Here is a 25,283-nt window from a genome sequence, read left to right as displayed (position 1 = left end):
TCCATAAAAAATACTGAGTAAAAATCTTATTTAAAGGTGGTTTAGATTAGCTTTTGTTGCCAGTGCAGCAGACTGCAGCGCATCATAGGCGGGCTTTAAGGTGCCGCTGTACATAACAAATGCATGTGGAAGATTTGGATAGCTCACAAGGGTGGATTGCCCGCCAGCAGCCAGTATTTTCTGATGCGCCTCTACCGTATCGCTCATGAGTGGATCATTTTCGCCAACGCCTAGCCAGGTTGGTGGTAAGCCATGCAAATCGTCCAACAAGGGTACTGCATTCGAATTGGTAGAAAGGCCATCATGACCAAGATACTGCTTCCAGACCCATTGCGAATAAGCTCTTGCCGAAGGTTTTGGTCCACCAGCGTTGGTGTAAAAGAGGGTCAGGCCTGAAATGGATGTATCCGCCTTGTCTCTAAGAGATAGTGCGCAAGAGAGCGCAATGGTAGCTCCTGCAGATTCACCAAATAAAGCCAGCTTATTATTGAGCCCCCATTTTTTACCGTTTTCTTTGAGCCAGCTAATTAAATAAAGCACCTCATCTCTTTGGGTGGGGTACTGATACTCAGGCGTGCGCCGGTAATCAATTGCGCACACTACGCAGTTACTCATGAGTGATAGGCTGCGGATAGTTCTTGCATGGGAATCTAGTGAGCCCGCCCACCATCCTGCGCCGCGAATGAAAATGATGCAGGGTAGCGGCCCTGTTGCATCGGGATATACCAAGCGAATGGGAATATCGCCATAAGGGCCCGGTATGTGGAGATTTTTCTCGGCATGAACTTCAGGCAAGTCTTGATTAAGACTTTGAAAGTACAGGTCTTGTTTTGCGCGAGCATCTTCAATGGGAGTAAGTAAGGGATCTGCCGCAGCAAAGCCTGATAGAGACTGCTGTTGAGCGGCCTCGGTATATGTAGCAAACAAATTGTCTCCTAATTCTTTTTTATGATGCGTCAGCTTATTGCTAACAATTTTTTTCATTCTATGCCTAAAATCAATTAGTATCAAAAAAAACAAGAATGGAGACAAATATGCACCGCAAAATAATGTCGTCGTTAGTTCTGGTATTAGGGTTTTCTCTAGGTTCTTCAGTGATATTTGCTCAGTCAAGCACCTACCCGAATCGACCCATTCGCATGATTGTTCCTTTTGCTCCTGGTGGCTCGGCAGATGTTGCCGCACGCATCTTGTCGCAAAGGTTATCGGAAATTTTTAAGCAGTCTGTTTTTGTTGAGAATAAGGCTGGTGCTGGCGCCAGCATCGGCGTGCAATTTGTTGCAAACGCAGCACCTGATGGCTATACCTATTTAATGACCTCCCCAGCTCTATTGGTAAATGCAGCATGGAGCGGAAATGCAGGCTACAACCCAGATAAAGATTTTGCGCCCATCAGTATGGCGAGTAATACCCCTATGGGTATTTTTGTTGGTGAAAAAGTGAACGCTAATACCTTGGAGGAGTTAAGGCAATTGGCGATGAAAGAAAAACTATCTTATGCGACTGCTGGCGCCGCTACGCCACCTAACATCACTTGCGAAAATTTATTCAACCTTATTTGGAAGGCTGACATAACCCATATTCCCTATAAAGGCTCGGGCCCTGCGCTGTTAGCTACAGTTGCGGGAGAAACAGCAATTACTTGTGGGGCAATGACAGGCGTTAGTCAGTTTGCGAAGCAGGGCAAAGTAAAAGTGCTGGCTATTTCTAGCGAGAAACATTTACCCAGTCTGCCTAACGTTCCTACATTGACCGAGCTTGGATATCCAAACTTGAAAAATGATTTATGGAATGGTGTTTTTGCACCTGCTAAAACGCCGATGAATATTAAAGAAAAAATGAATCAAGCAATTAATCAAGCGCTTCTCAATCCGGATTTGATTGAGAAGTATGACCAAAATGATATGCTGCCTTTCGGTGGCAGCATCAAGCAAACAACCGAATTTATCAATGCCGAGAGTGATCGATGGAATAAAACGATCAAAGAAATGAAGGCGAAGGGTCAGGGTAATTGATCGAATTGTTATTTCACGTCTAATCAGAATTTAAAGGGTCCTCATTCCATGAAATTGGTAAAGATATTGCTGCCGGTCATATTGTTTTGTTTGACGAATGTATGTGTTGCACAGGGGTACCCAAACCGAACTCTCAAGATGATCATCGGCTATCCAGCTGGCTCCTCTGTAGATTTATACGGCAGAGCAATTGGCTCAAAACTGCAGGAAAGTTTTAAGCAGGCTGTGGTTGTTGAAAATAAGGTGGGAGCTGCGGGGACTGTTGCGGCAGAGTCTGTAGTTCATTCGCCTGCAGATGGCTATACGCTGCTCAATACTGCGTCGCAAATTGTCATCAACCCTTTTGTACAGAAACTATCGTTTAATACCGAGAAAGATTTAACTCCGGTTGCGCAAACCCTTTCTATTAGCTATGTTTTATTAACGGGCCCGAATTTTCCAGCGAACAATCTGACTGAATTGATTGATTACGTGCGAAAAAATCCCAAGAAATTTAACTATGGTTCTTATGGCAATGGCTCGGGACCACATTTAGCAATGGCGATGCTGCAGAAGGCCTCCGGTATTGAGGTAACGCATGTCCAGTACAAAGGGTCCGGACAAATGTTAACGGCTTTAATGGCGGATGATATTCAATTAACTTTTGATACCACTACCACCACTCTAGAGTTGCTAAAGGCTGGAAAATTAAAAGCTATCGCCATCGGTGGACCTAAGACTGTTGACGTGCTTCCTAATGTTCCGCCCATTGCGCAAAATTATCCGGGCTTTAATTCTGATGGCTGGCAGGGTATCTTTGTCGCTGCAGGAACTTCAGATGCTGTCGTTAAAAAGCTTAACTTAGAAATTAACAAAATCATTCAAGCTAAAGAGTTTCGTGATTTAGCTCGGTCTAGAGGGGTTGCGGTAGCGCCATCAACTCAAGAACAATTCGCTGCTTTTGTGAAGGCCGAGTTCAAGAAGTACGAACAACTTGTCCGCGAGAATAATATCTACTTAGAGTAAAAGTATGGCAATGAGGTCTTTACCAGCATTGGTGAAGATTTCTGAGATTAATCTGCCCCATATAATCTAGATAATCATGATAAAAAAAGGGGCTGGCATGCCAAAGTATTTAGGAACTACTTTACGAGAATTGGTCAATCAAAAGCGTGGGCTATTGGTCCCTGGGGCTGGTAACGCACTCGCTGCACGCGTGATTGAAGATGCCGGATTTGAGGCCGTTTATTTGAGCGGTGCTGGATTGACCAATCAGTTTTATGGCATGCCCGATTTAGGGTTTATTCATTTACATGATGTTGCGTCCCATGCGGCCGCAATTTCTGATGCTGTGCAAATTCCCTTGATCGTTGATATTGACACTGGTTTTGGGAATGCGGTCAATGTTTATCACAGTGTAAAGACATTAGGGCGCGCTGGCGCTCATGCTGTTCAAATTGAAGATCAGTCCATGCCTAAACGTTGCGGGCATTTTGCTGGTAAACAAGTGATTTCTAAAGAGGAAATGTGCGGGAAAATTAAGGCAGCAGTAGATGCTCGGGTGCACGATGATTTTTTGATTATTGCCAGAACGGATGCAAGAACTGTAAACGGCTTAAGCGATGCCTTAGATAGGGCTGTAAGCTATTCAGAAGCAGGTGCTGATATGACCTTTATTGAGGCTCCTGAAAGTATTGAGGAAATTAAAACGATTGCCTCTCAATCGTACTGCCCCCAACTCATTAATATCGTCATTGGTGGTAAAACACCTTCACTGTCTCAGGCGGAGTTATCTGAAATGGGTTTTGGGATAGTCCTGTATGCGAATGCCGCTTTACAAGGCGCTGTTCGTGGCATGACAAATGCGCTAAATCATCTGAAGCAGTTCGGTGAGTTGACTGAAGATCCCTTGCTGGTAGCCACTTTTGCAGAACGACAAAGCAGTGTAAAAAAAGAGTATTTTGATTCTCTAGAGAAAAAATTTTCATGAAAAAAATTAAAGCGCTAACCATCATCCTTTCCCTTTGTGCGGCAAATTTGGTTTTTGCTGATACTTGGCCAAGTCGCCCAATTAAATTTATCGTCGGTTTCGGTCCTGGAGGTGCAAACGATCTCGTTGCACGTGCCGTTGCTGAGGGTATGAGCAAGCAACTGGGTCAGCCGATTATTGTTGAGAACAAGCCAGGCGCGGGTTCGGTGGTTGGTGGAGATTATGTTGCCAAGAGTGCGCCTGATGGCTACACCTTTTATGCTGGTGCAGCAGGTGGCGTAGTTACCATCCCTATGCTGAGAAGCAGCATGCCCTACAAGCAGGAGGACTTAGTTCCTGTAGGCATGATGGCTGTAAGTCCATCGATCATCGTTGTCAACGCGGATTCGCCGGTTCAGAACCTAAAAGATTTAATTAAAAAAGCTCAGAGTACCTCGGGATTGACATTTGCAACTGCCGGTAGCGGCAGTACACCGCACTTTGTCGCTGAAATGCTTAAGCTCTACACAGGCGGCGGCAATTATGAAATTATTCCTTACAAAAGCGGTTCGGAAGGCGTCTTTGCTGTGGTGTCAAAACAAGTTGACGCTACATCTGAGGCTAGCGTAGTGGTGTTGCCGCAAATTGAAGGTAATAAGTTAAGGCCCATTGCCTCCACTTGGAATAAGCGCATTACTCGCCTGCCAAATGTACCCACTACTAAAGAGTTGGGCTATCCCAATATCTTTATTGGCCATTGGTCTGGAATATTTGCGCCCAAGGGCACGCCTGCTGACATTATTCAGAAAATGAATGTTGCTTTACAGGCTGCGTTGGATACGAATGCACTCAAGGCACGCCTCATTCCACAAGGCATCGAGCCAACCCCAGGATCTCAAGCAGACTTTATTAAGTTTTTGACTGAAGAGAGAAAGCGCCTTCAGCCTATTGTCAAAAACGCTAATATGAAAGATGAATAGGCCTGAGCTATTTGATTTCAGCGGCGCCTTTACGCAATGAATAACAACGAATCATTTTTTAAGAGACGAATGGAATGTCGATATGAAATCAAAGCTGAGTTTTAAATACTTGCTGCATTTTTGTTTTTTGCTAATCCTCCCAGCGCAAGGTGTGCTGGCTGCTGATGTTAAGGTAATGATTTCAGCTGGATTCTATGGGGTATATGAGAAGCTTGCACCTGCATTTGAGAGTGCTACCGGAAATAAATTAATCACGATACGGGGGCCTTCAATCGGAGATTCACCAGAAGCAATTCCAACCCGTTTAGCTGCTGGTCAGCAAGCTGATATGGTTATCTTGGATGGTGAAGCTGCAGAAAATTTAGCTAAGCGCGGATTGGTAAAGCATGATTCGATAACTATTCTTGCTCTATCGCAGATAGGCGCAGCTGTGAAGTTGAATGCGCCTAAGCCAGACATTAGTAATGTCGATGCATTTAGAAAAACATTGTTAGCTGCTAGCTCAATTGCTTATTCTGATAGCGGCAGTGGTACCTATATTGCGAACACCATGTTTAATAAGCTTGGGATCTTAGACCAGGTAAAGAGCAAGAGCATTAAGGTGCGTGGCCCACCTTCAGGTGAGGCTGTTGCAGCCGTGATTGCCCGTGGTGAAGCAGAGATAGGATTTCAGCAGGTCAGCGAAATTATTCACACCCCTGGGATTACATACCTTGGCCCGATTCCCAAAGATTTGCAGCCTGGATTTAGCTTCGCAGGAGCTATTACTACAAATTCCACTCAGCCAGATGCTGCTGCTGCTGCATTGATTCGTTTTTTAAGCTCACCGAACGTGATTGACGTGATTAACACTGCTGGGCTCATACCCGCGCCGCGATCTAAATAAGATGAATTCAGTCATTAAACTTGCCGTCTTTGGATTGATGGCGACCTTGGGATTGCTTGCTCGCGCTGAAAACTTTCCGGATAGACCAATCAAGATTATTGTTGGTTATGCTCCGGGCGGAGGAACCGATTTAGTCGCCAGAATTCTTGCGCCTTCTTTAGGTCGGGCTTTAGGTCAGCCGATTGTGATAGACAATAAACCAGGGGCAGGTGGATCGGCTGCAGCATCATTTGTTGCTAAGTCAAAAGCCGATGGCTACACATTGCTGATTTCGAGTGCAAGCAGTGTTTCTATTTATCCTGCCCTCAATTCTAAAGCGGACTATAAGCAATCTCAATTTGCTCCCGTATCTCAACTCACCATTGCACCTCTGGTACTGGTTGTGAACAAGGACTTAGGGGTACATTCTGTGCCCGAGCTGATAAAGCTAGCAAAATCAGCTCCCGGAAAATTGAACTACTCAAGCTCGGGGATTGGCTCTGGACCTCATTTTGCTGGCGTGCTATTTAATGAAGTTGCTAATGTGCAAATGACGCACGTACCATTTAAGAGCGGCTCTCCAGCCGTAGTATCGGTAGTGGCTGGCGAATCGCAGCTTACTTTTGCCACCACGCCTACTGTGATGCAGTTAATGCGCTCGGGCCAGTTAGTTGGTCTCGCAGTAACCAGTAAAGATGCTTCACCTATTGTTCCTAATCTTCCAGGTATGCGGGCTGCAGGCCTGTCGGGTTATGAAATATTTCAGTGGAATGCTATTTTTGCTCCTGCGGGAACGCCGCCAGATGTGGTTGATAAGCTTTATGCTGGAATCAAGACGGCCATGAATAGTCCATCAGTACGGCAGTCATTGGAGTCAGACGGAACTGAGGTTTTTGTTTCGGCGTCACCAGAAGCGTTTGGTCAGTTTTTAAGAAGCGATACTAAATTTTGGGAAAAGTTGATCGCTACTGGTGGCATTAAGGCGTTTGAATAGATCTCACTTTTGGATCATTTTTAAGTATTGTTTTTAGAAAGATAAAGATGCAAGCTTTTGATGGAATTCGAGTTCTTGATGTAACCCGTGTCCTAGCCGGGCCTTATGCTTCATATCAGTTGGGGCTTTTGGGTGCAGATGTTATCAAGATTGAGCCAGCCGGCAAAGGTGAATCTACCCGTTGGCGTTCGGAGGGTGATGCAAAGCTAGGGGATGTCGGGATGTCCCCATCCTTTTTAACTCAAGGAGCCAATAAGCGCTCTCTTGCTTTAAATTTGGATAGCAAAGAGGGTCAGGAAATATTTCTGAAGCTGGCATCTACCGCAGATGTCATAGTCGAAAATCTGAGAACTGGTTCCATGGCCCAAAGGAATATCGGCTATGAGCAGGTCTGCAAGGTCAAGCCGGATATTATTTACTGCTCTATGACGGGCTATGGTCAGAATGGGCCTAAAGCACGTTACCCTGCATACGATAGCGTGATTCAGGCTGCGGCAGGATTTATGAGCATCACTGGCAGCCCTGAAAGCGGACCCCTCAAGTCTGGCCCTCCTGTAGTCGATTATGCGATGGGGATGTCAGGTGCGTATGCAATATCAGCAGCTCTATTTCAGAGATCTCGTAGCGGTAAAGGCCAGCATATTGATATTTCAATGCTGGATAGCTGCATGGCTTTAATGTCGAGCATCCTTACTACCTATGTCAATACTGGTAACCCTCCGGGCTTGCGCGGGAATGAAGCGCCGAGCCGCTCGCCCGCTTCGACTACCTTCAAAACAGCCGATGGCTTGCTAGCGATCGCGATTAACGAGCAACATCAGTTCATGAATTTACTTAAATCCATTGGCTTAAGTAGTTTGTTGCAGGACGATCGCTTTAAAGATGCAGCCAGCAGAAGAAATCACACTCAAATTTTGCGTGAGGCAATTCAAGGGGCTTTATTAAAAGATTCCGCCCAAAATTGGGAGCCTATTATTAATAATGCTGGAGTGCCGGCTGCTAAAGTATTGAGCATTCCTGAGGTAATGGAAAGCGAACAGGTAAAAGCCAGAGAATTTTTTGGAGTATTTTCTCAAAAAGATTGTGGCTTGGATCGGGATATTAGACTGCCTAAGGCGGCATTTCAGTTTCTAACGGATGGCCCTCAGTTGCACAAATCGCCACCGCGTATTGGTGAGGATACGGATGCTTTGTTGGATAGCCTTGCGTATTCTGCCGACGAGATTGCAGCGTTTAAAAAATCAGGTGTGATTTAATGTTTCATGCACAACAAGCAAGGTTGATAGCATAGCAATCGACCTATTCACTCTTTAACCAACTATTATTTTTTCCTCGATTGCCATTATGAATTTTAATATCCGTAGCTTTCGCATTCTTTATATGTTCTCTATCTTATTTGCGCTACTGGTGACGCAAGGATCCTATGCGGTGGAGGCGTCGGATAGGATTGTTAATTTGATTGTGCCGCTAGCCCCCGGTGGAATTGCTGATATCACAGCAAGACCCTTGGCGGTTCCTTTGGGCAAAGAATTGGGCCAAGCTGTCATCGTTGAAAATAAAATTGGCGCTGGAGGTGCTGTGGGAATGGCGTATGCAGCTAAGCAAAAACCAGACGGCAATACACTTCTGATGGCCTTATCTAGCATCCTTATTATTCCTGAATCTGAAAAGGTGTCTGGCAAGCCTCAGTCTTATACGATGGCTAATTTCACGCCGATCGCTTTGGTCTCTGCTGATCCAACGGTACTAGTTGTGAAAGCTGATAGCCCCTGGAAAACAGTTGGCGATTTGATTAAAGATGCAAAAGCCAATCCTGGGAAGTTTTCCTATAGCTCTTCTGGAATTTATGGCACTACCCATGTTGCACAGGCCATGCTGTGGCAGGCGGCTGGGGTTGATCTTGTGCACGTGCCGTATAACGGCGGCGGGCCATCTATGACTGCCTTATTAGCAGGGCAGGTGGATGTCGTAGCGCAAGCTCCCGGCACTGCTGCGGCACATCAAAAAGCAGGCACAGTACGATTTTTAGGCACGTGGGGTGCAGAGCGTTTGAAGGCTTACCCCGATCTGCCAACGATGAAAGAGCAAGGCTATGATGTCGAGTTTTATATTTGGTCGGGCTTATTTGCTCCAGCAGGCCTATCTCAAGCAAAGCTGACACAGTTACGTAAAGCCGCAAAAAATTCAATTAACGACCCGGGATTTATAGCTGCAATGGGCGGAATGAATACGCCAATCAAATATCTTGATGGGGCTGATTTTGAAAAATTTATTGCCCAAGACCAGAAGCGACTTGCGTTAGTTGTGAAGAAAATGGGCAAACTAGAATAAGCGAAAGCATTATGAAATTAATTCGATTTTCAACAGTCAATCAACCGGATTTACCTAAGCTTGGTTTTTTATTAAACAATCAAGTGGCTGAAATTCATGCTTTGTCTGATAGGGGGGCTGTTTATCCCGGAGATATGGCGGGGCTCATCAAGCTATCCGCTGAAAAGAAAATAGATTTGCTGGCAATCCAGAAACATGCTTTTTTGGATCAGCAGAAAGTGCATGCACTAGATCAAATCAACTTACTTGCCCCAATGATTCCAAGCACTATCTTGTGCTCTGGAAGCAACTACCATTCTCACAATAAAGAGAAGGCAAATGCTCCCTTATCTGGCAAGGAGCCAGAATTCTTTGTAAAAACTGGGGATTGTGTTGTGGGACCTAATGAGGCGATTATCTATGACCCTTTGTTAACGGAAAAGCTCGATTCTGAAACAGAATTGGCGATTGTGATTGGTAAGCCGGGGCGGCATATTCCAGTGGAATCCGCCTTAGACCATGTCTTTGGTTACACAATTGTGAATGATGTTACTGCTCGCGACCGTCAAGTGCGCTTTAAGCCTGATGGTAGTACTTGGTATGAGCTTGGTAGGGGTAAAGCATTTGATTCATCTGCACCTTTAGGCCCCTGCATTGTGACGACCGATGAGATTAGGGATCCACAAACCTTAAGTCTACGAACCAGAATTAATGGTGAACTTCGCCAGTCAGGAAATACAGGGGATATGATCTGGACCTGCGCTGAATTAGTTCACTTCTTCTCAATTAATTTCACTCTGAGGCCTGGCATGGTGATCATTACGGGAACTCCGGCGGGGACCGCCTGGTCTTCGGATAAATCTTTGGGCGGCAATTGGATGCCACCAGAGGATGGTGAGAAGTTAGTACCCGCTAAAGGCTATAACCAGCCTGGAGATATTGTGGAGTCAGAGATTGAGGGTATTGGCACCCTCATTAACCCGGTGAGTCGATTTAATCCGGTTTGAGATTCCTGGCTTTAATAGTTTGCGCCCACAGATCCATTTCATTATTGACAAATACCTTGAATGCTTCTGGGGTGCTTCCAACTAAATCAATGCCACTTGAGCCAATCTTGTTTTGAATATCTGGTGTTTTAATCGCTTTATTCAAATCACTTGCCAGTTTCTTCATAGAGGCATCTGACATCGTTTGATTTGCAAAGATCCCATACCAGAGGGGGACTGAAAAACCTGGAATTGCAGCTTCCGCGACGGTGGGGAGTTCGCTTAATACGGGTGCGCGCTTGCTGGTGGTTACGGCAAGCGCTTTCACTTTACCCGCTTTAATATTGGGCACGCTTACTGGTAGTCCAGGTAAGTACATCTGTACATCACCGGCCATTACAGCATTCAGCGCCAATGCGCCGCTAGTGAATGGCACATGGGTCATTGTGATCCCAGCCTGAGCATTTAGTAATTCTCCCGCCATATGATCAGCGTTACCAATGCCTGCCGAACTAAAGTTCAATTCATTAGGGCGTTGTTTTGCGTACTCTATTAATTCTTTTAGATTTTTAACGGGGAGATTATTATTCACCACAACCACTAAAGGCATTGAGGTGATTTGACTGACAGGCTTTAAATCCTTCTTCAGGTTATAAGAAAGTTTTGGATAAAAAGAGGCGCTGATCGTAATAGCATTTTGCGCAATCAAAATGGTGTGATCATCTTCAACCCCAGCTACATAACCAGCAGCGACGTTACCTGCAGCCCCGGTTTTATTTTCCACTATGACCGGTTGGCCCCAAATCTCAGAAAGGGTAGGCGCTATTGTTCTAGCAACCAAATCCATGCTGCTCCCAGGACCTAACCCAGAAACAATTTTGACTGTTCGTGTAGGCCATGGAGCCGTCGGCTGAGCAAATCCTAGGTGGCTTAATACACAGCAGATGATGAAGCATAAATATTGGATGGTTTTCATGGATATCTTGGGTGATTCGATTTAGAAAGGGAGCAGCTTTTCTTGTCCAGATTCGATGGCAACTTGTTTGAGACTGAGTATGGTGTCCTCTGGCAGCAAAAGACCTAAGCGCCGATTTTCAGCATCTGCTTGTGCTTCCATCTCTCCGGGGAAATAAACTTGCTTATGTCCCTCGGCAAGTGGCACATCTTTCAATGAGTGAATGTATTCATCCATGCGCTCTTCAAATTCAGCTAGGGGTTGAAAGGCTGCTACATTTAAAGAGATGGCTAAGTGACCGGCACCACTTCTATTGACAGGGTCGTAAGGGCCGTGAACTTGATCTAAAAATGAGCTACCAGAAAGAACGCCAGACAATATATCGACCATGACGCCCATGACATACCCTTTGTGGCCTGCCATCGGAAGAATAAAACCTTCAATGGCTGCTTGCGGATCTGTTGTCGGGCGCCCATCTTTATCGATTGCCCAGTCATTTGGTATAGGCTGGCGACGCTTCTGAGCTAAATAGATTTTGCCGCGTGCTACGCCGGAGTTAGCCATATCCATCACGACTGCCCCATGTTTACCAGCAGGCACTGCGATTGACCAGGGATTGGTGCCGATTTTCTTTTTGCGACCGCCCCAAGGCGCCATGTTAGGCCCCGCATTACTCATCAGAATCGTAATGCAACCATTTTTAGCCCCCATTCTGGTGAAGTACATGCAGGTACCAAAATGATTTGAGTTTCTGACTGAGACGATGCCAACACTATGTTTCTTAGCGCGCTCAATTGACTCTTCAATTGCGCGTTTAGCAATCACTTGACCTACTCCATCGCCACCATCGAGAACGGCGATAGCATTGGAATCAACCGCTAGTGTGGTGTTGGTCTGCGCCTTCATGGCGCCAGAGCGAAGCCGAGCATAGTACCAAGATAGTCTCAATAAGCCATGTGACGAGTGTCCCCATAGCTCAGATTGAACTAAAGTGTCGGCGGCTAAATGCGCATCTTCCTTTGGGACTCCTTCGCTTTCGTAGACGGCTTGAGTGAATCGAACGAGGTCTTCCGACTTGATGTATTTTTGTTGATTGGTCATATTATTCGTGAGAGTAGAGAGGGAGTCCAGGGGTATCCATACGTGCTACAAGGATGCTGCCTGATTCAGATTCTGTAATGTAAAGATCTTGGCGATCTTTTCCACCAAAGGCAATGTTGGTTGTCATGAGTCCAGTACAAGAGTTGATGCGTAGCAGGGGCTCACCTTGTGGCGAGAATTTCCAAACAGCACCAAAGCCTGCATGAGCTACATAGATGTTACCAGTCTGATCAAGTGCTAGCCCATCAGGGCCCGAGCCGCCAGACATTTGTATAAAGTTGCCAACCCGAGTGATAGAGCCATCAGGAAGTAGCATTGCACGCCAGACGCTATTAGCACGAGTGGCGGCAATATATAAAACACTTTCTTGGGGGTTTAGGGCGATCCCGTTGGGGCTTGGAACATTATTCAAAAGACAGGCTAAATCTCCTGCTTTATTGAGACAGAAGACTCGACCGGATGGGTCTTGAAGGCCAGTTTGCCCTTGATCTGTGAAATAGAGATTACCATTTTTTGAAAAAACCAAATCATTTAAGCCCTTAAATGACTCGGTTTTATAGCGCTCAATAAACGGCTTTACCACGCCTTGAGGCTGATCTAAAAGCATTAAACCATTTTTATGATCCGCGATAAAAATCCGCCCATCTTGATGGATTTTGAGGCCATTAGGCTCACCATCATATTCGGCAACTAATTTCACCACCCCTTGGGGGCTAATTTGATAAATTAAGCCAAAGGCAATATCAACAATGTAGAGGTTACCCTCTCGATCAAATGAGGGTCCCTCAATGTAGCTATCGGTTTTAAGGGTGCCTTTTCCGGCCTGTAGGCGTTCGTTTGAGAGTTGTCCAGCTTTACGGTACTGATCGGGAATGCGAGCAAACACCTCTGTGCCTAGAACAGGGGGTGCATTAAACATTTTGTCTCCACTTTTTTAATTTATAGTTAGATGAATAACAAAGATCTTACTTGCCAGCTCTTTTTAAAACAAGGTAATAGGACTAAATGAGACTATTTTTAACTTTCTTTCTAGCGGTTTTCTGCCAATTTTCATTGGCAGCGAATGCTGCCGATTATCCCAATCGCACAATCAGGATGATTATTCCTTTTGCGCCTGGAGGTGGGTCAGATGCCTTGGGCCGAGTGTTGGCTGAAAAAATATCTGGGGAGTTGGGGGTTGCTGTCATTGTCGACAACAAACCTGGTGCTTCAAGCATTATTGGCACAGAGGCAGTTGCCAAAGCTGCTCCGGATGGCTACACCATTTTATTAACCAATAGCGCCATTACGAGCAACCCAACATTTTTTAAGCTGCCATTTGATACGCAGAGTTTGGTGGCCATTACTAAGGTTGCTAATGCCCCCCAATTGCTTGTTGCATATCCTGGTGCGCCCTTTAAAAATTTAAAGGAGTTATTGGCGTATGCAAAAGCAAATCCTGGGAAGGTGACAATCGGTACTGCTGGTGCTGGTCAGATCTCACATCTAGCGGCTGAGTTACTCGAAAAATCTAGCGGAACTGAAATGACAATGGTTCATTACAAGGGCAGTGGAGGAGCTTTAGCTGATTTGCTGGGGGGTCAAATTAACATGTCCTTTGGAACGGCTCCGGGTTTAATGCAGCATATTCGTAGCGGCAAGGTCATTCCAATTGCGGTCTCAAGTGGCCAAAGAATGCTATCGCTACCTAATGTTCCTAGCGTTGCTGAAGTGTTGCCGGGCTACGATATCAATAATTGGTTTGGTATTTTTGCGCCTCCACAAACTCCAAGGCCAATTGTCGATCGTATTTATCTGGCTATTACGAAGTCATTATCAAGTCCGGAGTTGAGTAAGAAGTTTGGCGATGAGGGCTTTGATATTATTGCCACTCCACCGGATAAGTTTGAGAAATCTTTTAAGCAAGAAATCCTGTATTGGCAGAAATTTGCAAAAGACAATAACCTGAAAATTGATTAATCAAGTGGGGCTTCTAGTTTTTTAGAGGCCCTGCGTTTCCAGAATTCATCCGAATATATTGATATTGAAGGCGCACTTTTATGCCACATTTACCCGCTTCTGCTGCACTCTCCCGTTTTCGCGTTATTGACTTAACGCAAGTTCGTGCTGGACCAACGGCTTGTCGCCAACTAGCCGATTGGGGTGCTGATGTCATTCAAGTGCAAATGCCAGAGCATATGCGTGGAGATGACACCTTAGGAGGTCAGGACGGCTCTGACTATCAATATACCCATCGCAATAAACGTTCAATCACTCTGAATTTAAAAGAGCCAGAAGGAATTGCCGTACTAAAGCAGTTGATTGCCACAGCGGATGTCGTGGTTGAAAATTTTCGGCCTGATGTCAAATTTCGCCTTGGGATTGATTACGAGACTTTAAGTAAGGATCACCCTAGTTTGGTTTATGCGAGTATTTCTGGTTTTGGACAAACTGGTCCACTAGCACAGCGTCCAGGCTTTGATCAGATTGCACAAGGCATGAGTGGCTTGATGTCAGTTACCGGCAAGCCTGGTGATGGTCCTATGAGAGTCGGTATTCCCATTGCCGATTTATGTGCCGGTATTTTTGCGGCCCAAGGTATTTTGGTGGCCCTCTTAGAGCGTGAAGCTTCGGGGAGGGGGCAGTGGCTACATACTTCTTTGCTGGAATCCATGGTGTATATGATGGATTTCCAAACATCGCGTTGGCTCATTGATAGTGATGTGCCGACTCAGGCTGGAAACTACCATCCAACCAGCATACCAACAGGTGTATACAAGGCAAAAGATGGGTATATGAATATTGCAGTATTTGGATCGAAGATTTGGGAGCGATTCTGCGACATTCTAGGCGCCCCGGAATGGGTGACGGATGAGCGCTATAAAGATAAGCAAGGCCGCTCTATTCATCGTGATTCCATTAATGCGGAAATCAATCGTCGCTTAGCCACTCAAGAGCGCGCTTATTGGGTTGAGAAGTTTAATGCCGGTGGTGTTGCCTGTGGTTTGATTAATGATGTCAAAGGCGTATTCGAAGAACCTCAGATACAACATCTAGGAATGGTTAAGGATATCGTATCTATTCATCAGGGCCCTCAACGGTTGGTGGGTCAACCAGTACAGTTAGAGCGTACACCGAGCACTATTGCTCGTGCAGCACCTAAACGTGGCGAGCACAGCGAAGAGATTTTGCGTGAGTTGGGCCTAGAGACCGACACGCTAACGCGTTTGAAAGCACAGGGAGTTTATTAATGAGCAGTATTCAATATGTATCAACAACTGATCGTGTAAAAGCGTGGATGGATCCCGATGGTAGTACCTTACACATCCAATTTAATAATCCAGCGCGTCATAATGCCCTATCGGTTGACATGTGGGAAGCAGTAAACCCCTTGCTGGCTCAAGCTGAGAGCGATGACAAGATTCGTTTGGTCGTTTTTTCTGGCGCAGGAGAGAAGGCCTTTGTTTCTGGTGCTGACATTACTCAATTTGAAGATATGCGCGCTGCCAAAGAGGCTGTAACGAGATATGAGTCCATGGCAGAACAAGCATTAATGGGAATTTATAACTTTAGCAAACCAACCTTAGCGTGTATTCGTGGTTATTGTATTGGCGGCGGCGTTAATGTGGCCATGAGTTGTGATATTCGTATCTCTAGTGCTGATGCTGTATTTTCTATTCCCGCTGCTCGTTTGGGGTTGGGTTATCGATATTCGGCATTAAAAAATTTAGTTGATCTAGTTGGGCCTGCTGTTGCCAAGGATTTATTTTTTACGGCACGTCGGATTGATGCTCAGGAAGCGCATGATGTTGGATTGATCACTCGTGTGTGCCCTACAGAAAAATTGAACGATTTGCTGAGCGAGTATCAGCAGTCATTGGCCGCCAATGCGCCCATCACAGTGAGCGCTGGTAAGGCAATTATTGCTCAGATATTAAAACCATCACCTGAGATTGATCATCAAATGTGCAATCAATTGATCCGTAATTGTTTTGAGAGTGAAGATTATGCGGAAGGTCGAAGCGCCTTTATGGGTAAACGTAAGCCCGTTTTCCGTGGCAAGTAAATTAACAAAGGAAATATATGCAATCGTATTGGATGCGGATAGATGGCGATAAAGCTGCAATTGAAATTCGTGAGCTTGAGCGCACTGCCCCAGGTGCACAGCAAATTGAAATACGCGTGCGAGCTGCAGCCCTAAATCGTGGTGAATTTATTTTGAGTCATGGCCTCCATAAACCCGGAGCTGCCAAGGCCATCGGCATGGAAGCTGCAGGGGAAGTGGTGGCTTGCGGTGAGAGTGTGAAAAATTTCAAAATTGGCGATCGCGTCATGGGGCGTTGTTCAGGTGCCTTTGCTGAATATGCCTTGATGGATCAGCGTGAGGCTATGCCCATGTCAAATAATCTAAGTTGGGAGCAAGCAGCAGCCTTGCCTTTAACTGCGATGGTCGTATTTGATATGGTGGTGATTCAAGGCCATTTGCGCGCAGGAGAATGGGTTTTGATACCCGGGGTGACTTCAGGTGTAGGTGTTACAGCGCTTGCCATGGCTAAGGCTCTTGGCGCAAAAGTCATTGGCACTTCCGGCTCTCAGGCGAAGTTAGATCGACTTCAATCTGAAGGCTTAGATTTAGGTTTATGTACACGTAAGCCTGACTTTTATGAGGCTGTTATGAGTGCCACTGAAGGGAAGGGTGTGAATCTTGTAATCAATACCGTGGGTGGGTCGATGTTTGCAGAATGCATTCGTGTAATGGCTTTTGAGGGGCGCCTGGCTACGGTTGGTTATGTAGATAATGTTCTAAATGCCGATATTGATATTCAGGCATTGCATACAAAGCGCCTTACTTTGTTTGGAGTCTCAAATAAATTGCGCACGCCCGAACAGCGTTCAGAAGCCGTCCCCGCTTTCAAAGAGCAAATTTTGCCTTTAATTAATGAGGGAAAAATTAAACCAATCATTGAACGAGTATTTCCTTTTCAGGATTTGATTGCGGCCAAGGAAATGATGGACACCAATCAGCATCTTGGAAAAATTGTTTTAAATGGCTTTTAGTCAGTATTGAATCAATAAATTTGAAATCATCGGCTAGGAGGAGACCCTAATGCATCAGCTAAATTTGTTATTTGTTGCCTTGGTAATGAGTGTTGTGTCATCGGTTGGCAATGCTCAGACTCCTGCCTACCCGAGTAAGCCGGTGAGATTGATTGTGGGCTTTGCGCCCGGTGGTGCAGCTGACTATGTTGCTCGAAATGTGAGTGTCGCTCTAGGGCAAGCTCTCGGTCAATCCGTCATTATTGAAAATAAACCAGGAGCTGGCTCTAGTATTGCTGCAGAGCAGGTTGCAAAATCGCCACCCGATGGCTACACCTTGCTGATTGCCAGCCCAAGCAGTATTTCAGTGAATCCCGCACTAAGCCCTAAGTTAGGTTATCGGCCAAGTGATTTTCAACCGGTCACGAAGTTAACAAGTTCACCGGTTGTGATTGCAGTTTATCCAGGGATAGGCATTACTTCAGTAAAGGAATTGATTGCAAGGGCGAAGCAAGATCCAGGCGGTTTAAATTATGGCACCTCAGGCAATGGATCTGCGCCTCATTTGGCGGCGGCGCTTTTTGGCCAAGTAGCGGATGTTAAGATGACGCACATCCCATTTAGAGGCGGCTCATTGGCTATTCAATCGGTTATTGCGGGTGATACGCAATTGACTTTTGGGACGCCTCCATCTGTATTGCCTATGATTCAAGCGGGTCGATTGCGGGGGCTTGCAATTTCAGCTCGTGAACGCTCTCCGCTGGCACCAAGCTTGCCTGGGATGCGCGAAGCAGGCTTACCCGATTATGCGATTGAATTTTGGTATGGTTTTTTTGTTCCTGCTGGAACGCCGCCTGCGATTGTGCAGAAAATTTTTGATGCAATCCAAACAGTGATGCGTCAGCCTGGCATAAAAGCTGCTCTAGCACGAGAGGGTACTGATGTTTCGCTCTCTTCATCGCCAGCACAGTTTGCTAAATTTTTAGCTGAGGATGAAAAGTTTTGGGTAAACCTAGTAAAGTCTGCCGAAGTTACTGTTGACTAAATATTGCACGAAACTTGTATAAGATAGAACATGATAAATACTGCAGCTGTAGATGTGTTAATTAGTGAGGTAGGCCCTCGCGATGGTCTGCAGTCAATTAAGTCCATCATGCCTACATTTGCCAAAAATGCTTGGGTTGATGCGCTGTATCAAGCGGGAGTTCGGGAGATTGAAGTTGCTTCATTTGTCCCCGCGAAGCTATTGCCTCAAATGGCTGATGCAGCGGAGGTGGTCAGGCATGCAAAAACTTTAGCGGGTTTGACGGTGATGGCATTAGTTCCAAATCTGAAGGGGGCTGAGGCGGCAATTGCGGCAGGCGTTCATAAAGTCACCATTCCTGTGTCAGCGAGCGCTGCACATTCACTTGCCAATGTTAGAAAAACCCGTGAAGAGATGATTCAGGAAGTTGCTAAGATTGTGCAATTTCGCAATGAATATGCCCCATCAGTCAAAATTGAGGCAGGCATTGCAACTGCGTTTGGATGCACCATACAGGGCTTGGTCTCAGAAGATGAAGTCATTTGGATGGCCGAACAAGTAGTGAGTGCTGGAGCGGATGAATCGGGTTTATCTGACACCACTGGTTATGCAAATCCCGCTCAAATTAAAAGACTGTTTCGTCGTCTCAAGGCTGCTATTGGCAGCAAAGCAGGGGCGGCACACTTACACAACACTCGTGGTCTTGGCTTGGCTAACTGTCTGGCGGCATATGAGGAAGGGGTTACTTCCTTTGATTCTTCCATGGGTGGTCTAGGTGGATGTCCATATGCGCCAGGAGCATCTGGCAATGTTGTAACTGAAGACCTAGTATTTATGTTTGAAGCCATGGGGGTGAAAACTGGCATCAATTTAGATTTGCTATTTGAGGCACGTAAACCGCTACAAGCAGGCATACCAAATGAAATGCTATATGGCATGGTACCCGAGGCTGGGGTACCCAAAGGATTTGAATTAACCAGCAAGTGGGAGGTCTAGGTGGATAAGCAGAAGTCCTTGCCTTACGCTGGTGTTCGAGTGGTGGAATTTACCCATATGGTGATGGGTCCAACTTGCGGAATGGTATTGGCCGATCTTGGTGCTGAAGTGATTAAGGTTGAGCCGATCACTGGCGATAAGACGCGTAAATTGCTGGGTTCAGGCGCTGGCTTTTTCCCCATGTTCAATCGTAATAAAAAGAGTATTTCGGTGGACATGAAGACCCCCGAAGGCATCGAGATTATTAAAAAATTAGTTGCTACTGCCGATATCGTGAGTGAAAACTTCAAACCAGGAACCATGCGCAAGTTGGGTTTGGATTATGAAACTCTTAAAAAAACGAATCCAAAGCTTATCTATGTTTCTCATAAAGGATTTTTGCCCGGCCCATATGATCATCGCACTGCATTAGATGAGGTAGTGCAGATGATGGGCGGCTTGGCTTACATGACCGGTCCTGAAGATCGCCCTTTGCGTGCAGGTACATCTGTTAATGACATCATGGGAGGGGTCTTTGGTGCGATTGGTGTGATGGCGGCATTAAGGCAGCGAGATGAAACTGGCTTTGGGCAGGAGGTTCAAAGTGCACTTTTTGAAAATAATGTTTTTCTCGTTGGTCAGCACATGATGCAATATGCGGTCACTGGTAAGGCCGCCAAACCAATGCCTAGTCGTATTTCTGCATGGGCAATTTATGATGTTTTTGAAGTGGCTGAAGGTGAAAAGATTTTCTTGGCAGTGGTATCGGACACTCAATGGAAGATTTTTTGTGATGCATTTGATTTTCAGGATCTATATGCAGATCCTAATCTGAAGCAAAATAATCAACGTGTCGAAGCAAGGTCGACCCTTATCCCCGAGGTAAAAAAACGCCTAGCGCCATTTAGTGCAAAACAAATTAGTGGGATCTTTGAGGAAAATGGCTTGCCATTTGCCCCAATCACAAAACCCGAAGAGTTATTTGAGGACCCTCATTTAATTGCTACTGGGGGACTTGCTCCGATCCGCCTGACTGATGGGCCCAAAGCCGGTCAAGACACCACTACTCCTTTGCTGCCCTTGATGATGGATGGTAAAAGATTGGGTATTCGACATAGCCCGCCTAATATTGGCGAGCAAACCGAAGAGATACTTTCCCAATTGGGTTTTTCTAACGACGAGATCGCTCAATATTTAGCCAATGGAACGATTCATTTTTAATGAACACAAAACTGATTCTTGCAATATTGTTATTGGTGGGCGCTACTGTTCAGAGCCTCTCCTATGCGCAAACCTATCCAGATAGGTCTATTAAGTTGGTTGTTCCCTACACTCCGGGTGGTGGCACTGACGCAGTTGCCAGAATGATTGCGGAAAAAATTTCTACAGACCTCAAGTGGACTATTTTAGTAGACAACAAACCAGGCGGTGGCGGTAATATTGGGATGGATTATGTTGCCAAGGCAAAGCCAGATGGGTACACCATTGGTATGGGGCAAACCTCTAATTTAGCAATCAACCCAGCGGCAATATCCAAGATGCCTTTTGATGCAGTCAGGGACTTTATACCTGTGGCACTTGTCGCAGAAGTCCCTATGGTTCTGGTTGTGTCAACGACATCCCCTTGGAAAACTTTAGGCGACTTAGTTAAGAGTGTTAAAGCTAAGCCTGAAGAATACAAACAAGCTACCGCTGGTGCTGGAACAGTTGGGCATATCGCAGGTGAAATGTTGGCCAATAGGGCAGGTTATAAAGTTTCTTTTATTCCCTATAAGGGGGCTTCACCTGCAATTACAGATCTCATCGGCGGTCAAACAGAATTTATGTTCGCCACACCGCAGTCAGTATTGGGTATGATTGCCGGCGGCAAGTTACGAGCTTTAGCAATTACTTCTGCTAAACGTATTCCCATTCTTCCTAAGGTGCCCACTGTGAGTGAAGAGGGTTATAAAGGATTTGAGGCGGTGGATTGGAAGGTGGTGGTTGCCCCTGCAGGAACGCCGCAGGAAGTGATCAGGCAACTGAATACTGCGATTCAGAAATCCATGAGAAGCCCGTCGCTGATTGAAAAACTACGCGAAGAAGCAAGTGCACCGATGTATGGCGACCCCGAAGAGGTGAAGAAATATATTCGCACTGAACAGGCGCAGTGGGATATTGCGGTAAAAGCTGCCGGGATAAATTTCGATTAATTTACCTCGGCAGATTTTCAACCTCAGAGTTAGTTACACTCGTTCAATCACAATAGCAATTCCTTGCCCCACCCCAATACACATTGTGCAGAGTGCATAGCGCTTTTGTTTTTCTTCTAACTCGACTAAGGCGGTTGTCACTAAACGTGCACCACTCATGCCTAGTGGATGGCCTAGTGCTATTGCGCCGCCATTGGGATTCACGCGCACATCATCGTCGGCAACACCCAGATCGCGCAAGGTAGCTAAGCCTTGTGCCGCGAATGCTTCATTTAATTCAATCACATCCATTTGATCTATCGAGAGGCCTAAGCGCTTTAGTAATTTTTTAGAGGCTGGCGCTGGACCAAATCCCATAATGCGAGGTGCAACGCCGGCTGTTGCCATCCCAATAATCTTCGCTCGTGGCTTTAGGTTATATTTCTTAGCTGCCTCTTCGCTCGCAAGCAGAAGTGCACAAGCCCCATCATTGACACCTGAGGCATTGCCCGCTGTTACTGTGCCATCCGCTCGCACAATCGGCTTAAGTTTCCCAAGTACTTCCATAGTAGTAGCACGTGGGTGTTCATCTTGAGTAACAATAATAGGATCTCCTTTTTTCTGAGGGATCACTACCGGTGTAATTTCTTTAGCTAAGCGCCCGCTAGCTTGAGCTGCAGCAGCTTTATTTTGACTTCTCACAGCAAACTGATCTTGATCTACCCGATTGATCTTGAAATCGTCAGCAACATTCTCAGCAGTTTCTGGCATGGAATCTACACCGTAGGCTTGCTTCATTAAAGGATTGATGAAGCGCCAGCCAATGGTTGTGTCGTGCACTACATTACTTCTGGAAAATTCTGACTCTGCTTTGGGCATTACAAATGGAGCTCGGCTCATGCTCTCTACGCCGCCAGCGATCATCAGATCATTTTCTCCTGAGGCAATTGATCTTGCAGCAGTACCAATCGCATCCATACCTGAGCCACATAGGCGATTAATCGTGGCTCCTGGAGCTTCTTGAGGGAGACCTGCAAGCAATGAGCTCATCCGCGCTACGTTGCGATTGTCTTCGCCCGCTTGATTGGCGCATCCATAGATCACATCATCGACTTGATCCCATTGGACTTGTGGATTGCGCTCCATAAGGGCTTTAATTGGCACAGCCCCAAGGTCATCGGCCCGAACGCTCGATAGAGAGCCGGCATAACGGCCGATTGGGGTTCTGATAGCATCGCAGATATAGACGGTACGGATATTTTTAGTTGTCATTTTTTAAGTTGAGCTTGTTAGTGTTTGGATTTCAGTTTGAATCTTATCTCTTAATTCTAGCAAGTGGTCGGAGTAATTTTCTAAAACCCGATTCAGATTGCTGTCACCTGGGGTGCTAAAGTTAAGTGATGCATATTGGCCGTTAATCAATTGAACCGATGTTGAAATAGCGCAGATTTCTGGTAACCAGGAAGCAACACAATAACCTTTTTTGTGTATTGATTCAATTGATTCAATAATTTCTTTTTCAATCTGTAGCCAGTTCTTATTTTTTTGTTTTTTGATTTGAGATAGTAGTTGCTTACGGGTATCAGGATTTAGGTGTGCTATCCATGCCCTGCCTAGAGAGGTTCGCTCTATGGGCACTCTTTGGCCAGCGACAACATTACGTAGGGCAATATTCTTCGTGTACCGAATCGTTTCTAGATAAACCATTTCTAGTCGATCGGCAACAGCAAGGCCAACATTGAGCTTGAATTTTTCCGAAGCTTTGCGCATCAAAGGTTCTGCAATCTTAATCTCTTGAGAGCCTGTTTTGTAGGCGTGACCCAAACTCAACACAGTTGGGGCTAATCGATACGCTGAGTGTTGGTGATCATGCTCTAGAAACCCAGATAACACTAAGGTTTGCGTTAGTCGACTAATAGTTGAGGGGGGCAGGCCGGTTTTTTCGGCAATTTCACCATTGCCCAGTAAGTCTGTTCCGGGTTTGAAGCAGCGCAAGATTTCAATTCCCCTCACGAGGGATCGATTGAGTTTGGGGCCGGTCTTTTCTAATTCCATCTAGTGGAATTAGACCATAAAAATACCTTCAAGTTGAGCCATACTTGCTTCCAAATAATTCCAGTAAATATCAGGCAGGAGATCCATTTTGAAGGTTAACCAAGTTTTAAGACTGTGCACCTTATTTTTTTGCTTTATTTTGGACTTGGGTCTAGCACATGCAGTTTATCCGGACCGACCGATTCGAGTGATCGTGCCTTTTGCTCCAGGCGGGGGAACTGATTTAGTAGCCAGAACGCTTGGTCTCACGATGACTGAGGAATTACATCAACCCATTATTGTTGATAACAAACCAGGCGGTAGCACCATTGTTGGAACTGATGCCCTTGCCAAAAGTGCTCCAGATGGCTATACCTTAGTGGTGGCTACTTTGGCTCATGCAGTCAATCCTAGCCTAAAAGTAAAACTTCCATACTCTCAGGATAAAGACTTTGCTCCGGTTATTTTGGTTGGAATTTCTCCGAATGTGCTTGTTGTCTCAGCGGATAGCCCCTATAAAACATTTCAAGACTTTCTAGCGGCAGCTAAAGCAAATCCAGGGAAACTCTCCTATGCCTCGCAAGGTGGCGGAACCTCAGCTCACCTGGCGGGAGAATTATTCAATTCGATGGCTGGTACAAACCTAGTACATGTGCCATACAAGGGTGCCGGTCCCGCCTTGACAGATGTTATGGGCGGTCAGGTAGATGTGATGTTTGCCACAGCCTCGGCGGTAGGTAGTCTGATAGAGGGTGGAAAGTTGCGCGCCTTAGCAGTCACAACTCTAGTGCGTTCCAGCACGCCCTTGTTGGCTAAAGTCCCAACAGTCTCTGAGTCAGGGGTACCGGGATATTCGGCTGGTAGTTGGTATGGTTACTTTGCCCCAGCGGGCACGCCAATTTCGGTCGTTAATAAATTGAATGCCGTCATAAAAAAAGGCGCGCAATCATCTGTGTTTAAAAATCGGGTCGAAAGTGAAGGTCTTGTTATTAAGACTGGCTCTCCTGACGATTTTGGAAAGTTTGTCAAGTCCGAAGAGGCACGTTGGCGAACTGTGATCAAGAACGCCAATATTACTGCTGACTAAATTTGCAATGAAGGAAGAAAATATGACTTATAAATTAATTCAGTTGGACGTAGCAAATGGGATCGCAATTTTGCGCCTAAATCGTCCAGAAAAAAGAAATGCAATGAGTGATGACATGCGCTCTGAATTTATTGATGCGCTTGAAGCGGTCACTGCTGATAAAGCGATTCGCGCATTGGTTTTGACTGGTAATGGCAAAGGATTTTGTGCTGGTGGAGATATTGCTGGGATGGAAAAGCGCATGAATTCTCCGACTGGTGAAATTGCATTTAATGGCTGGCATCGTCAGCAACGTGTACATCATGCTCAGTCTCTTTTGTACATGATGCCTAAACCTACGATCGCAGCAGTCAATGGACCTGCATCAGGATTGGGTGCTGATACAGCGCTTGCATGCGACTTTATTATTGCATCAGAGGGTGCTAATTTCACATGGTCATATATTAATAGAGCTATTATTCCTGATGGCGGTGGAATGTACTTTTTGCCAAGACGTGTGGGTCTAGCAAAAGCAAAAGAGCTAATTTTCTCTGGTAGAAAAGTAGAACTTGAGGAGGCCGCTCAAATTGGGATTGTTGACCGAATTGCCACTGCCCATTCTTTGGTTGACGATGCTCAGGCTTGGGCTGCAGAGCTTAGTAAGGGCTCCGCTACTGCGTTAGCCTTAGGTAAAACTATTCTCAATCAAACCTTTGAAACCAGTGCTGATCAGGTATTTGCACAGGGTAGTCAGGCTCAAGGCATTTGCTATTCCAGTACTGAACACCGCGAATCCGTACTCGCTTTTCTTGAAAAAGCTGCGGCTGCGAAGAATAAATAAGG

The 25,283-nt window shown here is 45.8% G+C and carries 25 protein-coding genes; 19 read left to right on the top strand and 6 right to left on the bottom strand.

Going from position 1 to position 25,283, the window contains the following annotated elements; genetic code table 11:
• Positions 1–30: 30 nt before the first annotated feature.
• Complete coding sequence (locus tag ICN46_RS04785; RefSeq protein ID WP_216205257.1) at positions 31–984, bottom strand: alpha/beta hydrolase; 954 nt, start codon at positions 982–984, stop codon at positions 31–33.
• Between the two features lie 50 nt (positions 985–1,034).
• Here ICN46_RS04785 and ICN46_RS04780 point away from each other — a divergent pair, with 50 nt between their 5' ends.
• The 9 genes from ICN46_RS04780 (at position 1,035) to ICN46_RS04740 (ending at position 10,119) form a co-directional block, all read left to right on the top strand.
• Positions 1,035–2,015, top strand: coding sequence for a Bug family tripartite tricarboxylate transporter substrate binding protein (locus tag ICN46_RS04780; RefSeq protein WP_216205253.1), 981 nt, complete (start codon positions 1,035–1,037; stop codon positions 2,013–2,015).
• Between the two features lie 48 nt (positions 2,016–2,063).
• Positions 2,064–3,020, top strand: a complete 957-nt coding sequence (locus tag ICN46_RS04775) for a Bug family tripartite tricarboxylate transporter substrate binding protein (RefSeq protein WP_216205250.1) — start codon at positions 2,064–2,066, stop codon at positions 3,018–3,020.
• 97 nt (positions 3,021–3,117) lie between these two features.
• Positions 3,118–3,984 carry an isocitrate lyase/PEP mutase family protein gene (locus tag ICN46_RS04770; RefSeq protein WP_216205246.1) on the top strand — a complete coding sequence of 289 codons (867 nt, stop codon included), beginning with the start codon at positions 3,118–3,120 and terminating at the stop codon, positions 3,982–3,984.
• Complete coding sequence (locus ICN46_RS04765) at positions 3,981–4,943, top strand: tripartite tricarboxylate transporter substrate binding protein (protein WP_216205243.1); 963 nt, start codon at positions 3,981–3,983, stop codon at positions 4,941–4,943. Before ICN46_RS04770 ends, ICN46_RS04765 begins: the two co-directional genes overlap by 4 nt.
• A gap of 82 nt (positions 4,944–5,025) precedes the next feature.
• Positions 5,026–5,829 carry a substrate-binding domain-containing protein gene (locus ICN46_RS04760; RefSeq protein ID WP_216205240.1) on the top strand — a complete coding sequence of 268 codons (804 nt, stop codon included), beginning with the start codon at positions 5,026–5,028 and terminating at the stop codon, positions 5,827–5,829.
• Between the two features lies 1 nt (position 5,830).
• Positions 5,831–6,802 (top strand): Bug family tripartite tricarboxylate transporter substrate binding protein, encoded by a 972-nt coding sequence (locus tag ICN46_RS04755; protein ID WP_216205236.1) that lies wholly within the window; start codon positions 5,831–5,833, stop codon positions 6,800–6,802.
• 47 nt (positions 6,803–6,849) lie between these two features.
• The gene (locus ICN46_RS04750; RefSeq protein WP_216205233.1) at positions 6,850–8,058 is read left to right on the top strand and encodes a CaiB/BaiF CoA transferase family protein; all 1,209 of its coding nucleotides are present in this window, start codon (positions 6,850–6,852) and stop codon (positions 8,056–8,058) included.
• A gap of 88 nt (positions 8,059–8,146) precedes the next feature.
• Positions 8,147–9,133, top strand: coding sequence for a tripartite tricarboxylate transporter substrate binding protein (locus ICN46_RS04745; RefSeq protein WP_216205230.1), 987 nt, complete (start codon positions 8,147–8,149; stop codon positions 9,131–9,133).
• An 11-nt stretch (positions 9,134–9,144) separates the two neighbouring features.
• Positions 9,145–10,119 carry a fumarylacetoacetate hydrolase family protein gene (locus ICN46_RS04740; RefSeq protein WP_216205227.1) on the top strand — a complete coding sequence of 325 codons (975 nt, stop codon included), beginning with the start codon at positions 9,145–9,147 and terminating at the stop codon, positions 10,117–10,119.
• Here ICN46_RS04740 and ICN46_RS04735 read toward each other — a convergent pair.
• Genes ICN46_RS04735 through ICN46_RS04725 form a run of 3 tightly spaced genes read right to left on the bottom strand, consistent with a single transcriptional unit; the run spans position 10,106 to position 13,073 of the window.
• Complete coding sequence (locus tag ICN46_RS04735) at positions 10,106–11,074, bottom strand: Bug family tripartite tricarboxylate transporter substrate binding protein (protein ID WP_216205224.1); 969 nt, start codon at positions 11,072–11,074, stop codon at positions 10,106–10,108. The genes ICN46_RS04740 and ICN46_RS04735 overlap by 14 nt on opposite strands.
• 21 nt (positions 11,075–11,095) lie before the next feature.
• On the bottom strand, positions 11,096–12,154 hold the full coding sequence (locus ICN46_RS04730) for an Ldh family oxidoreductase (protein ID WP_216205221.1): 1,059 nt from the start codon (positions 12,152–12,154) through the stop codon (positions 11,096–11,098).
• A 1-nt stretch (position 12,155) separates the two neighbouring features.
• Positions 12,156–13,073 (bottom strand): SMP-30/gluconolactonase/LRE family protein, encoded by a 918-nt coding sequence (locus ICN46_RS04725; RefSeq protein WP_216205219.1) that lies wholly within the window; start codon positions 13,071–13,073, stop codon positions 12,156–12,158.
• Between the two features lie 86 nt (positions 13,074–13,159).
• Here ICN46_RS04725 and ICN46_RS04720 point away from each other — a divergent pair, with 86 nt between their 5' ends.
• From ICN46_RS04720 to ICN46_RS04690, 8 genes are all read left to right on the top strand, one after another.
• Positions 13,160–14,113 (top strand): tripartite tricarboxylate transporter substrate binding protein, encoded by a 954-nt coding sequence (locus ICN46_RS04720; protein WP_216205215.1) that lies wholly within the window; start codon positions 13,160–13,162, stop codon positions 14,111–14,113.
• Positions 14,114–14,193: 80 nt separating this feature from the next.
• Positions 14,194–15,384, top strand: a complete 1,191-nt coding sequence (locus ICN46_RS04715) for a CaiB/BaiF CoA transferase family protein (protein WP_216205211.1) — start codon at positions 14,194–14,196, stop codon at positions 15,382–15,384.
• Complete coding sequence (locus tag ICN46_RS04710; protein WP_216205208.1) at positions 15,384–16,199, top strand: enoyl-CoA hydratase; 816 nt, start codon at positions 15,384–15,386, stop codon at positions 16,197–16,199. The genes ICN46_RS04715 and ICN46_RS04710 overlap by 1 nt, the downstream gene beginning before the upstream one ends.
• Positions 16,200–16,216: 17 nt before the next feature.
• Positions 16,217–17,191, top strand: coding sequence for a zinc-binding dehydrogenase (locus tag ICN46_RS04705; protein WP_216205206.1), 975 nt, complete (start codon positions 16,217–16,219; stop codon positions 17,189–17,191).
• A gap of 49 nt (positions 17,192–17,240) precedes the next feature.
• Positions 17,241–18,215, top strand: coding sequence for a Bug family tripartite tricarboxylate transporter substrate binding protein (locus tag ICN46_RS04700; protein ID WP_216205203.1), 975 nt, complete (start codon positions 17,241–17,243; stop codon positions 18,213–18,215).
• A 30-nt stretch (positions 18,216–18,245) separates the two neighbouring features.
• Positions 18,246–19,190 (top strand): hydroxymethylglutaryl-CoA lyase, encoded by a 945-nt coding sequence (locus tag ICN46_RS11975; protein ID WP_255538746.1) that lies wholly within the window; start codon positions 18,246–18,248, stop codon positions 19,188–19,190.
• On the top strand, positions 19,191–20,390 hold the full coding sequence (locus tag ICN46_RS11970; RefSeq protein ID WP_370625482.1) for a CaiB/BaiF CoA transferase family protein: 1,200 nt from the start codon (positions 19,191–19,193) through the stop codon (positions 20,388–20,390). It abuts the gene before it with no gap.
• Complete coding sequence (locus ICN46_RS04690; protein WP_216205201.1) at positions 20,390–21,361, top strand: Bug family tripartite tricarboxylate transporter substrate binding protein; 972 nt, start codon at positions 20,390–20,392, stop codon at positions 21,359–21,361. The genes ICN46_RS11970 and ICN46_RS04690 overlap by 1 nt, the downstream gene beginning before the upstream one ends.
• 33 nt (positions 21,362–21,394) lie before the next feature.
• On the opposite strand, the gene pcaF is transcribed toward ICN46_RS04690, so the two are convergent.
• Together pcaF and ICN46_RS04680 are read right to left on the bottom strand one after the other, a co-directional pair.
• On the bottom strand, positions 21,395–22,612 hold the full coding sequence (gene pcaF / locus ICN46_RS04685) for a 3-oxoadipyl-CoA thiolase (protein ID WP_216860298.1): 1,218 nt from the start codon (positions 22,610–22,612) through the stop codon (positions 21,395–21,397).
• A 3-nt stretch (positions 22,613–22,615) separates the two neighbouring features.
• On the bottom strand, positions 22,616–23,395 hold the full coding sequence (locus ICN46_RS04680) for an IclR family transcriptional regulator (RefSeq protein WP_216205198.1): 780 nt from the start codon (positions 23,393–23,395) through the stop codon (positions 22,616–22,618).
• Between the two features lie 112 nt (positions 23,396–23,507).
• Here ICN46_RS04680 and ICN46_RS04675 point away from each other — a divergent pair, with 112 nt between their 5' ends.
• Together ICN46_RS04675 and ICN46_RS04670 are read left to right on the top strand one after the other, a co-directional pair.
• Positions 23,508–24,461 carry a tripartite tricarboxylate transporter substrate binding protein gene (locus ICN46_RS04675; protein ID WP_255538753.1) on the top strand — a complete coding sequence of 318 codons (954 nt, stop codon included), beginning with the start codon at positions 23,508–23,510 and terminating at the stop codon, positions 24,459–24,461.
• 22 nt (positions 24,462–24,483) lie between these two features.
• On the top strand, positions 24,484–25,281 hold the full coding sequence (locus tag ICN46_RS04670) for an enoyl-CoA hydratase/isomerase family protein (RefSeq protein ID WP_216205194.1): 798 nt from the start codon (positions 24,484–24,486) through the stop codon (positions 25,279–25,281).
• The last annotated feature ends 2 nt before the right edge of the window (positions 25,282–25,283 follow it).

This window comes from Polynucleobacter sp. Latsch14-2, assembly GCF_018881925.1.
Lineage (GTDB): Bacteria > Pseudomonadota > Gammaproteobacteria > Burkholderiales > Burkholderiaceae > Polynucleobacter.
Note: the sequence above shows the minus strand (reverse complement) of the source record. Positions and strands in the feature narration are given on the sequence as shown.

Excerpts from the sequence above, each read along its gene's own strand:
- ICN46_RS04740 (WP_216205227.1), top strand. The coding sequence starts at position 9,145 with ATGAAATTAATTCGATTTTCAACAGTCAATCAACCGGATTTACCTAAG.
- ICN46_RS04765 (WP_216205243.1), top strand. The coding sequence starts at position 3,981 with ATGAAAAAAATTAAAGCGCTAACCATCATCCTTTCCCTTTGTGCGGCA.
- ICN46_RS04710 (WP_216205208.1), top strand. The coding sequence starts at position 15,384 with ATGAGCAGTATTCAATATGTATCAACAACTGATCGTGTAAAAGCGTGG.
- ICN46_RS04735 (WP_216205224.1), bottom strand. The coding sequence starts at position 11,074 with ATGAAAACCATCCAATATTTATGCTTCATCATCTGCTGTGTATTAAGC.
- ICN46_RS04745 (WP_216205230.1), top strand. The coding sequence starts at position 8,147 with ATGAATTTTAATATCCGTAGCTTTCGCATTCTTTATATGTTCTCTATC.
- ICN46_RS04730 (WP_216205221.1), bottom strand. The coding sequence starts at position 12,154 with ATGACCAATCAACAAAAATACATCAAGTCGGAAGACCTCGTTCGATTC.
- ICN46_RS04670 (WP_216205194.1), top strand. The coding sequence starts at position 24,484 with ATGACTTATAAATTAATTCAGTTGGACGTAGCAAATGGGATCGCAATT.
- ICN46_RS04760 (WP_216205240.1), top strand. The coding sequence starts at position 5,026 with ATGAAATCAAAGCTGAGTTTTAAATACTTGCTGCATTTTTGTTTTTTG.
- ICN46_RS04785 (WP_216205257.1), bottom strand. The coding sequence starts at position 984 with ATGAAAAAAATTGTTAGCAATAAGCTGACGCATCATAAAAAAGAATTA.
- ICN46_RS04755 (WP_216205236.1), top strand. The coding sequence starts at position 5,831 with ATGAATTCAGTCATTAAACTTGCCGTCTTTGGATTGATGGCGACCTTG.
- ICN46_RS04725 (WP_216205219.1), bottom strand. The coding sequence starts at position 13,073 with ATGTTTAATGCACCCCCTGTTCTAGGCACAGAGGTGTTTGCTCGCATT.
- ICN46_RS04775 (WP_216205250.1), top strand. The coding sequence starts at position 2,064 with ATGAAATTGGTAAAGATATTGCTGCCGGTCATATTGTTTTGTTTGACG.
- ICN46_RS04690 (WP_216205201.1), top strand. The coding sequence starts at position 20,390 with ATGAACACAAAACTGATTCTTGCAATATTGTTATTGGTGGGCGCTACT.
- ICN46_RS04700 (WP_216205203.1), top strand. The coding sequence starts at position 17,241 with ATGCATCAGCTAAATTTGTTATTTGTTGCCTTGGTAATGAGTGTTGTG.
- ICN46_RS04715 (WP_216205211.1), top strand. The coding sequence starts at position 14,194 with ATGCCACATTTACCCGCTTCTGCTGCACTCTCCCGTTTTCGCGTTATT.
- ICN46_RS04750 (WP_216205233.1), top strand. The coding sequence starts at position 6,850 with ATGCAAGCTTTTGATGGAATTCGAGTTCTTGATGTAACCCGTGTCCTA.
- pcaF (WP_216860298.1), bottom strand. The coding sequence starts at position 22,612 with ATGACAACTAAAAATATCCGTACCGTCTATATCTGCGATGCTATCAGA.
- ICN46_RS04780 (WP_216205253.1), top strand. The coding sequence starts at position 1,035 with ATGCACCGCAAAATAATGTCGTCGTTAGTTCTGGTATTAGGGTTTTCT.
- ICN46_RS04705 (WP_216205206.1), top strand. The coding sequence starts at position 16,217 with ATGCAATCGTATTGGATGCGGATAGATGGCGATAAAGCTGCAATTGAA.
- ICN46_RS04770 (WP_216205246.1), top strand. The coding sequence starts at position 3,118 with ATGCCAAAGTATTTAGGAACTACTTTACGAGAATTGGTCAATCAAAAG.
- ICN46_RS04680 (WP_216205198.1), bottom strand. The coding sequence starts at position 23,395 with ATGGAATTAGAAAAGACCGGCCCCAAACTCAATCGATCCCTCGTGAGG.
- ICN46_RS04720 (WP_216205215.1), top strand. The coding sequence starts at position 13,160 with ATGAGACTATTTTTAACTTTCTTTCTAGCGGTTTTCTGCCAATTTTCA.
- ICN46_RS11975 (WP_255538746.1), top strand. The coding sequence starts at position 18,246 with ATGATAAATACTGCAGCTGTAGATGTGTTAATTAGTGAGGTAGGCCCT.